5 protein-coding genes are annotated in these 6,387 nt (G+C 69.3%); 2 read left to right on the top strand and 3 right to left on the bottom strand.

Going from position 1 to position 6,387, the window contains the following annotated elements:
- Nucleotides 1–5: 5 nt before the first annotated feature.
- Together pth and ACZ7OI_RS25090 are read left to right on the top strand one after the other, a co-directional pair.
- The gene (pth, locus tag ACZ7OI_RS25085) at nt 6–599 is read left to right on the top strand and encodes an aminoacyl-tRNA hydrolase (protein ID WP_470266595.1); all 594 of its coding nucleotides are present in this window, start codon (nt 6–8) and stop codon (nt 597–599) included.
- Between the two features lie 261 nt (nt 600–860).
- Nucleotides 861–1,229: a DivIVA domain-containing protein gene (locus ACZ7OI_RS25090; protein ID WP_470266596.1), complete on the top strand. Its 369-nt coding sequence runs from the start codon at nt 861–863 to the stop codon at nt 1,227–1,229.
- 108 nt (nt 1,230–1,337) lie between these two features.
- Here ACZ7OI_RS25090 and ACZ7OI_RS25095 read toward each other — a convergent pair whose 3' ends face one another.
- The 3 genes from ACZ7OI_RS25095 to ACZ7OI_RS25105 all read right to left on the bottom strand — a co-directional run bounded on the left by ACZ7OI_RS25095 (nt 1,338) and on the right by ACZ7OI_RS25105 (nt 5,954).
- Nucleotides 1,338–3,026 (bottom strand): fatty acyl-AMP ligase, encoded by a 1,689-nt coding sequence (locus tag ACZ7OI_RS25095; protein WP_470266597.1) that lies wholly within the window; start codon nt 3,024–3,026, stop codon nt 1,338–1,340.
- 148 nt (nt 3,027–3,174) lie between these two features.
- Nucleotides 3,175–4,944 carry an ABC-F family ATP-binding cassette domain-containing protein gene (locus ACZ7OI_RS25100; protein WP_470266598.1) on the bottom strand — a complete coding sequence of 590 codons (1,770 nt, stop codon included), beginning with the start codon at nt 4,942–4,944 and terminating at the stop codon, nt 3,175–3,177.
- A gap of 41 nt (nt 4,945–4,985) precedes the next feature.
- Nucleotides 4,986–5,954 (bottom strand): 4-(cytidine 5'-diphospho)-2-C-methyl-D-erythritol kinase, encoded by a 969-nt coding sequence (locus tag ACZ7OI_RS25105; protein ID WP_470266599.1) that lies wholly within the window; start codon nt 5,952–5,954, stop codon nt 4,986–4,988.
- Nucleotides 5,955–6,387: the final 433 nt, after the last annotated feature.

Genomic DNA, 6,387 nt, shown 5'->3' on the forward strand with positions numbered 1-6,387 from the left:
CTTTCGTGAGTGAAGACCTGCCCGGGGCCGGCGAGCTGATTCTGCTCGCCGGCCTTGGCAATCCCGGGCCGCAGTACGCCGGAAACCGGCACAACGTCGGGTTCATGGTGCTCGACGAGCTGGCCGGCCGGATCGGCGGGAAGTTCAAGGCGCACCGCAGCGGGGCCGAGGTGCTCGAGGGCAGGCTCGCGGGCTCCCGCGTCGTGCTGGTGAAGCCGCGGTCGTTCATGAACCTCTCCGGCGGGCCGGTGGTCGGCGCGGCCCGGTTCTTCAAGGTCCCGCCGTCCGGCGTCGTGGTGGTGCACGACGAGCTGGACGTCGATTTCGGCGCGCTGAAGCTCAAGCTCGGCGGCGGCGACAACGGCCACAACGGACTGCGGTCCATCACCAAATCGCTCGGCACGCGTGACTACTACCGCGTGCGCTTCGGCATCGGGCGTCCGCCGGGCAGGCAGGATCCGGCGGATTTCGTGCTGAGGGATTTCTCGACGGTCGAGCGCAAGGAGCTCCCGTTCGAGGTCGACCGGTGCGCCGACGCGACCGAGGCGTTGATTTCGCAGGGGCTCGCGGCGGCGCAGAACGCGTTCCACGCCGCCTGACGGCCAGCTGCGCGGCCTTCCCCGGGCCGCACGCCGCGCCACACCGCACGCGCTGCTGAGGCACCCCGTGCGGCGTTTCGGGCCGTTGTGCGTGTGGGTGAGCGGCAGTGGCCGTGCGTGATGGAATTCTCACTCGATGGGCGGCTTCTGGGGCCCTGATCGAGTCGTCCGGGCGGGTGCGGGCTTCCCGGCGTGGCCGGGACCGGTTAGGACGGGTTCAGGAGAACGCATCACCCCGACCCCTGAATCGGAGAATGATCCATGTCGTTTACCGCCGAGGATCTCGCTGAGGTCGCTTTCGGTAACGCCCCGATCGGCCGTCGCGGCTACGCCAAGCAGGAGGTCGACGACTTCGTGCGGCGGATCGCCAAGACGATCGCCGACGAGGACGATCTCACCGCGGCCGAGGTCCACCACGTGCTGTTCTCCAAGCCGTTGATCGGCAAGCGCGGGTATGACGAGCGCGAGGTCGACCAGTTTCTCGACGAGGTAGAGACGCAGCTGGCCGACCTGTCCGGACGGCGGGCCCCGGTGATCCCGGGAAGCCGGGACCACAGCGAGGCCACCGCGGGACGCGCCTCCTGGCCCGTCGTCGCCGAGGCGCCGGCCGAACGACTGCCCGGCCGGTAATTCCGCTGGTTCTGCCGCGAAGGCCGCTTCGAGGATCCCTCGAAGCGGCCTTCGTCGCGTTCCCGCGCGGCAAGGCCCCAGGCGAAGACCTGCAGCCAGCCGGAAAGATCAGCTGTCCGCGTTCTTGGCGATCTTCTCCGCATACTGCACCGCGGTAGCCGCCCGCTTCACCTTGCCCGAAGGGGTCTTGGGCAAGCTTCCCGCCGGAAGCACCACCACCGCGAAGGGGCGCATGTCCACTGCGTCTCGGACCCGGGCGGCGATTTCCTTGGACAGGCGGGTTTCCTCGGCTGCGTCACCGGCCAGTTTGGATTCCACGACCACGGCGAAGCGTTCGCGGCGGCTGCCGGCGTCCAGGCGTACGGCGACCGCGTTGCCCGCCCGGACCCCGTCCACCGAGCCCGCGGCGCGTTCGATGTCCGTCGGGTACAGGTTGCGGCCGCCCATGATGATGACGTCCTTGCGGCGGCCGCAGATCACGATCTGGCCGCCTGCCAGGTAGCCCAGGTCGCCGGTCTTCATCCAGCCGTCCGCGTCCTGGGTGTTCAGCGGGCCGTTGACGGTCAGGTAGCCGGGGGTGACGGCTTCGCCGCGCAGGCGGATCTCGCCGACTTGCCGTTCGCCCAGGGTGGTGCCGGATTCGTCGACGATGTCTGCTTCAAGGCCGTCCAAGGGGCGACCCAGCAGGGCGAACGAGCGCACCTCGTCCGTGCCGCGGCGGGGGTCGCCTTCGGGGACCGGCACGGCGCGGTTGTCGGCTTCCAGGGCGTCCGCTTCGACGACGTCCAGGGTGAGCCCGGTGAACAGCGGCGCGAACGAGACTGCCAGCGTCGCCTCTGCCATGCCGTACGCGGGGAACACGCACTCGGGCGGCATGTTGAAGCGCTTTCCGGCGTCCACAAAGGTCGCTACGGCCGTTTCGTCGATCGGCTCCGCGCCGTTCAGCGCGATGCGCAGCTTCGACAGGTCGTAGGCGTTGTCGTCCTCGACTCGCGCCATGCGCTTGCCGACGATCGCGTACGCGAAGTTCGGCGCGGCCGTCGTGGTGCCGTGGTATTTGCTGATCAGCTCCGGCCAGATCAGCGGGCCGGTCAGGAATTCGACCGGGGTGATCTTGACCAGTTCGACGCCGAAGGTCATCGGCACGGTCAGGAAGCCGACCATGCCCATGTCGTGGAAGGTCGGCAGCCACGACACCATCACGTCGGTGTCGAACTCGAACTCCGCGCGGTCGACCATCGCCTTGACGTTGGTGTACAGGTTGCCGTAGGTGATCCGGACGGCCTTCGGCTCCGCGGTGGATCCGCTGGTCAGCTGCAGCAAAGCGGTGTCGCCCTCTGCGGTCTCCACGATCTCGGCCAGCGGTTGCGCTCCGGCCAGTTCGGAGATCAGCCGGTAGTTGATGCCCTTGCCCTCGAGCACCGGGGCAAGCTGGTCGAACGGTTCGCCCAACACGACCAGCTCGGCCCCGATCATCTCGAGCACCTTCACCGTGTCCTCGGCCCATTCGGCGAGGTCGGTGCGCGGCGTCGGCTGGTGCAGCATCGTCACGCTGCCGCCGGTGAGCCACACCGCCTGCACGGTCGGCGCGATGAGCACCGGCGCGGCGGCGAGCACCGCCACCGCGCTTCCCGGCTTCAATCCGCCGCTGACCAGTCCGCCCGCGATCCGGCGCGCTTCGTCGTGCACCTGGGCCCAGGTCCGGCGCACCGGCTCCTTGGGCTCGCCGGTCACCATGCCGCGCCGTTGCCCCCGGTCCGCCGCAGTCCCGACGAGTGTGTCCACAAACCGACTCATGTGCGTCAGATTACTGTCCGGTTTTTCCCGCCCCGCCCGCGGCGGCGTGAACAGCGGATGTCCGAAGTCAGGCGGGTTGCGGACGCACCCTCCGCGCGGGGTCTCGTGAGCGGCTATGCCGGTTCTCACCGGCGTAGCCACTCACGAGTCACTCGGCGAGTTCGGACGTCTCCAGCCACCGCGCCTCGACGTCGTCCTTCTCCGCCAGGACGGCCTTCAGATCGGTGTTCAGCTCGATCAGCTTCTCCGGGTCGGTGGCCGCCTCCGCCAGCGCGGCGTGCAGCTTCTCTTCCCGCTTCGCGAGCTGGTCCAGCTTCCGCTCCAACCGGCCCAATTCCTTTTGCGCCGCACGGGTTTCCGCCGCACTGCGCTTGGCCTCGGTCTTCTCCGCGGCCGGTGCCTCGCGACGCGGCACGGCCTCCTTCGCGCGGGCGCGGCGCTGCAGGTACTCCTCGATCCCGCCCGGCAGGTGCGTGACCTTGCCGTCGCCGAGAAGCGCGTACGTGGCGTCGCAGACACGCTCGACCAGGTACCGGTCGTGCGAGACCACCACCATCGTGCCGGGCCAGCCGTCGAGCAGGTCTTCCAGCTGCTGCAGGGTGTCGATGTCCAGGTCGTTCGTCGGCTCGTCCAGCAGCAGCACGTTCGGCTCGGCCATCAGCAACCGGCACAGCTGCAGCCGGCGGCGTTCGCCACCGGAGAGGTCGCCGACCGGCGTCCACTGCCGGGCGGCCGGGAAGCCGAGCTTCTCGCCCAGCTGCGACGCGGTCATCTCCTGCTTGCCGAACACGACGCGACCCGCGATCTGCTCGATCGCTTGCAGCACCCGGAGATCCGCGGGCAGATCGTCGAGTTCCTGGCGCAGGTGCGCGAGCGCGACCGTCTTGCCTTGCACCCGGCGTCCGGTCGGCGATTCGACGTCGCCGCCCAGCAGTTTCAGCAGCGTGGTCTTGCCGGAACCGTTCACGCCGACGAGACCGATCCGGTCGCCCGGGCCGATCCGCCACGTCACGTGGTCGATCAAGGTCCGGTCGCCGACTTTGAGCGAAGCGTCTTCCAGCTCCAGCACGGTCTTGCCGAGCCGGCGCTTCGCGAACGCCATCAGCTCCACGGAATCGCGCAGCGGCGGCACATCCGCGATCAGCGCCTCGGCCGCTTCGACGCGGTAGCGCGGCTTCGACGAACGCGCCTGCGGACCGCGCCGCAGCCAGGCCAATTCCTTGCGCGCCAGGTTCTGCCGCTTCTCCTCCGCGGTCGCGGCGAGGCGGGCACGTTCGGCACGCGCGAAAATCCAGTCGGCGTAACCGCCTTCGTACTGCTCGACCCGGCCGTTCGCGACCTCCCACGTGAGGCTCGCGACGGTGTCGAGGAACCACCGGTCGTGCGTCACGACCACGACCGCGATCCGGCGGCCCAGCAGGTGATCGGCGAGCCAGCGCACGCCTTCGACGTCAAGGTGGTTAGTGGGCTCGTCGAGCACCACCAGGTCCAGTTCGCCGGTGAGCGCGGCGGCCAGCGCGACGCGACGGCGTTCGCCGCCGGACAGGTTCGCGGTCGGGGTGTCGAGGCCGATCGCGGTGATGCCGAGACCGTCCACAATAGACCGGACGCGGGCGTCGGCGGCCCATTCGTGCTCGGCTCCGTAGCGCTGCAGCACCACATCGCCGACCGTGCTGCCCTCGGGCAGTTCCGTGCGCTGGGTGACGACGGCCATCCGCAGGTCGCGCACCTGGCTCACCCGGCCGGAATCCGGCTCGCTCAGTCCGGAAAGGACTTCGAGCAGCGTCGTCTTGCCGCCGCCGTTGAGCCCGACGACGCCGATGCGCTGCCCCTCGGCGACCCCGAGGGAAACGTTGTCCAGCAACGGCTTCACACCGTAGGACTTGCTCACCGATTCCAGGTTGACCAGGTTGGCCATCCGGATCCTTTCCACTGTGGACTGTTGATTCAAGCTGGGTTTCAGGCGTGCACGCGCGGCGGCGCGTTGCGCGGCGCGTCGTCTCCGCCGACCACCCGCGCCCCGGGCACCGGGCCGTGCGCGACCCGGACCGTCCGGCACACTCCCGCGCCGGACAACTCCGCAGCCACCTCGACCGCGGTTTCCGCGTCAGAGCACAGGAACGCGCAAGTCGGCCCGGAGCCGGACACGCATCCGGCCAGCGCGCCCGCGTTCACCCCGGCGCGCAGCGTGCGGCGCAGACCGGGCCGCAGCGACACCGCGGCCGCCTGCAAGTCATTGCCGAGCAGCAGCGCGAGCTGGCGAGGATCCCCCGACGCGAGCGCCTCCACGACCGGCGTGTGCGACCCGATCCGCGGCGGCTTCCCGTCGGCACGCAGCCGGTCGAGTTCGCCGAACACCTTGGGGGTGGACAGGCCTTCCTCGTCGAAGGCCAGCACCCAGTGGAACGTATGCCGCGCGAGCACCGGCACGAGCTGCTCGCCGCGACCAGTGCCGAGCGCAGTGCCGCCGTACAGCGCGAAGGGCACGTCGCTGCCCAGGCTCCCGGCAATGGTGGCCAGCTCGTCGCGGGTGATGTCGAGCTTCCAGAGCGACGAGAGCCCGACCAGCGCCGCCGCCGCGTCCGCACTCCCGCCCGCCATGCCCCCCGCGACCGGAATGCCCTTGCGCAGCACAATTCGCACCTTCGGGAAGTCCGCATCCGGCCGCCCGACATAGGAAGCCAACTCGCACGCCGCACGCCAGGCAAGGTTGGTGCCGTCGGTAGGCACCGTCCGCTCCCCCTCGCCGTACACCTCGAGCCCAGGCTCGTCGGCGGCCGCGACAGTCACCTCATCGGTGAGCGAAAGCGCCTGAAAAACAGTGACCAGCTCATGAAACCCGTCCGCCCGCAGGTCGCCAACGGCCAGGTGCAAATTGACCTTGGCCGGGACCCGGACGGTAACTGGTGGCGGAACGACTGCGAGCACCCGTCCAGCCTACGTGGCACCGCCCCGCCAAGGCTCACCAGGAGAAAAACCCACCCAGTTTCACGAGCAAACCCCAGGACACCCGTCCTACCCTTCCGGACACCCGACCCAGAAACCCGACCTCCAGGACAAATCCGCGAACGCGGGTGCCACGCACCGACGAGTGCGCCCCCCTTCCCACGTACCGATCACTACAGACTTCTAGGCCGCGCCCGCACAGATCGTTCCCACGCTGCTGCTCGCGTTCGCAATGGCGGAACGATCACCCAAACTCGCGAAACCCCCCGCGAGCGCAGGCCATCCGGACCGAAACGCGGGATCGCGTCGGGGGGGGGGGGGAGAAGGGGGAGGGGGGACAGAAGCAGGGGGGAGAGTGGCTGAAGAAGACAAAGGAAGAAGAACCCTAGCACCAAAAAGGAAACAGAAACAGCAC

This window comes from Amycolatopsis sp. NPDC114503, from assembly GCF_055633655.1.

Coding starts and splice junctions, on each gene's coding strand:
- ACZ7OI_RS25090 (WP_470266596.1), top strand. CDS start 861: ATGTCGTTTACCGCCGAGGATCTCGCTGAGGTCGCTTTCGGTAACGCC.
- ACZ7OI_RS25100 (WP_470266598.1), bottom strand. CDS start 4,944: ATGGCCAACCTGGTCAACCTGGAATCGGTGAGCAAGTCCTACGGTGTG.
- ACZ7OI_RS25095 (WP_470266597.1), bottom strand. CDS start 3,026: ATGAGTCGGTTTGTGGACACACTCGTCGGGACTGCGGCGGACCGGGGG.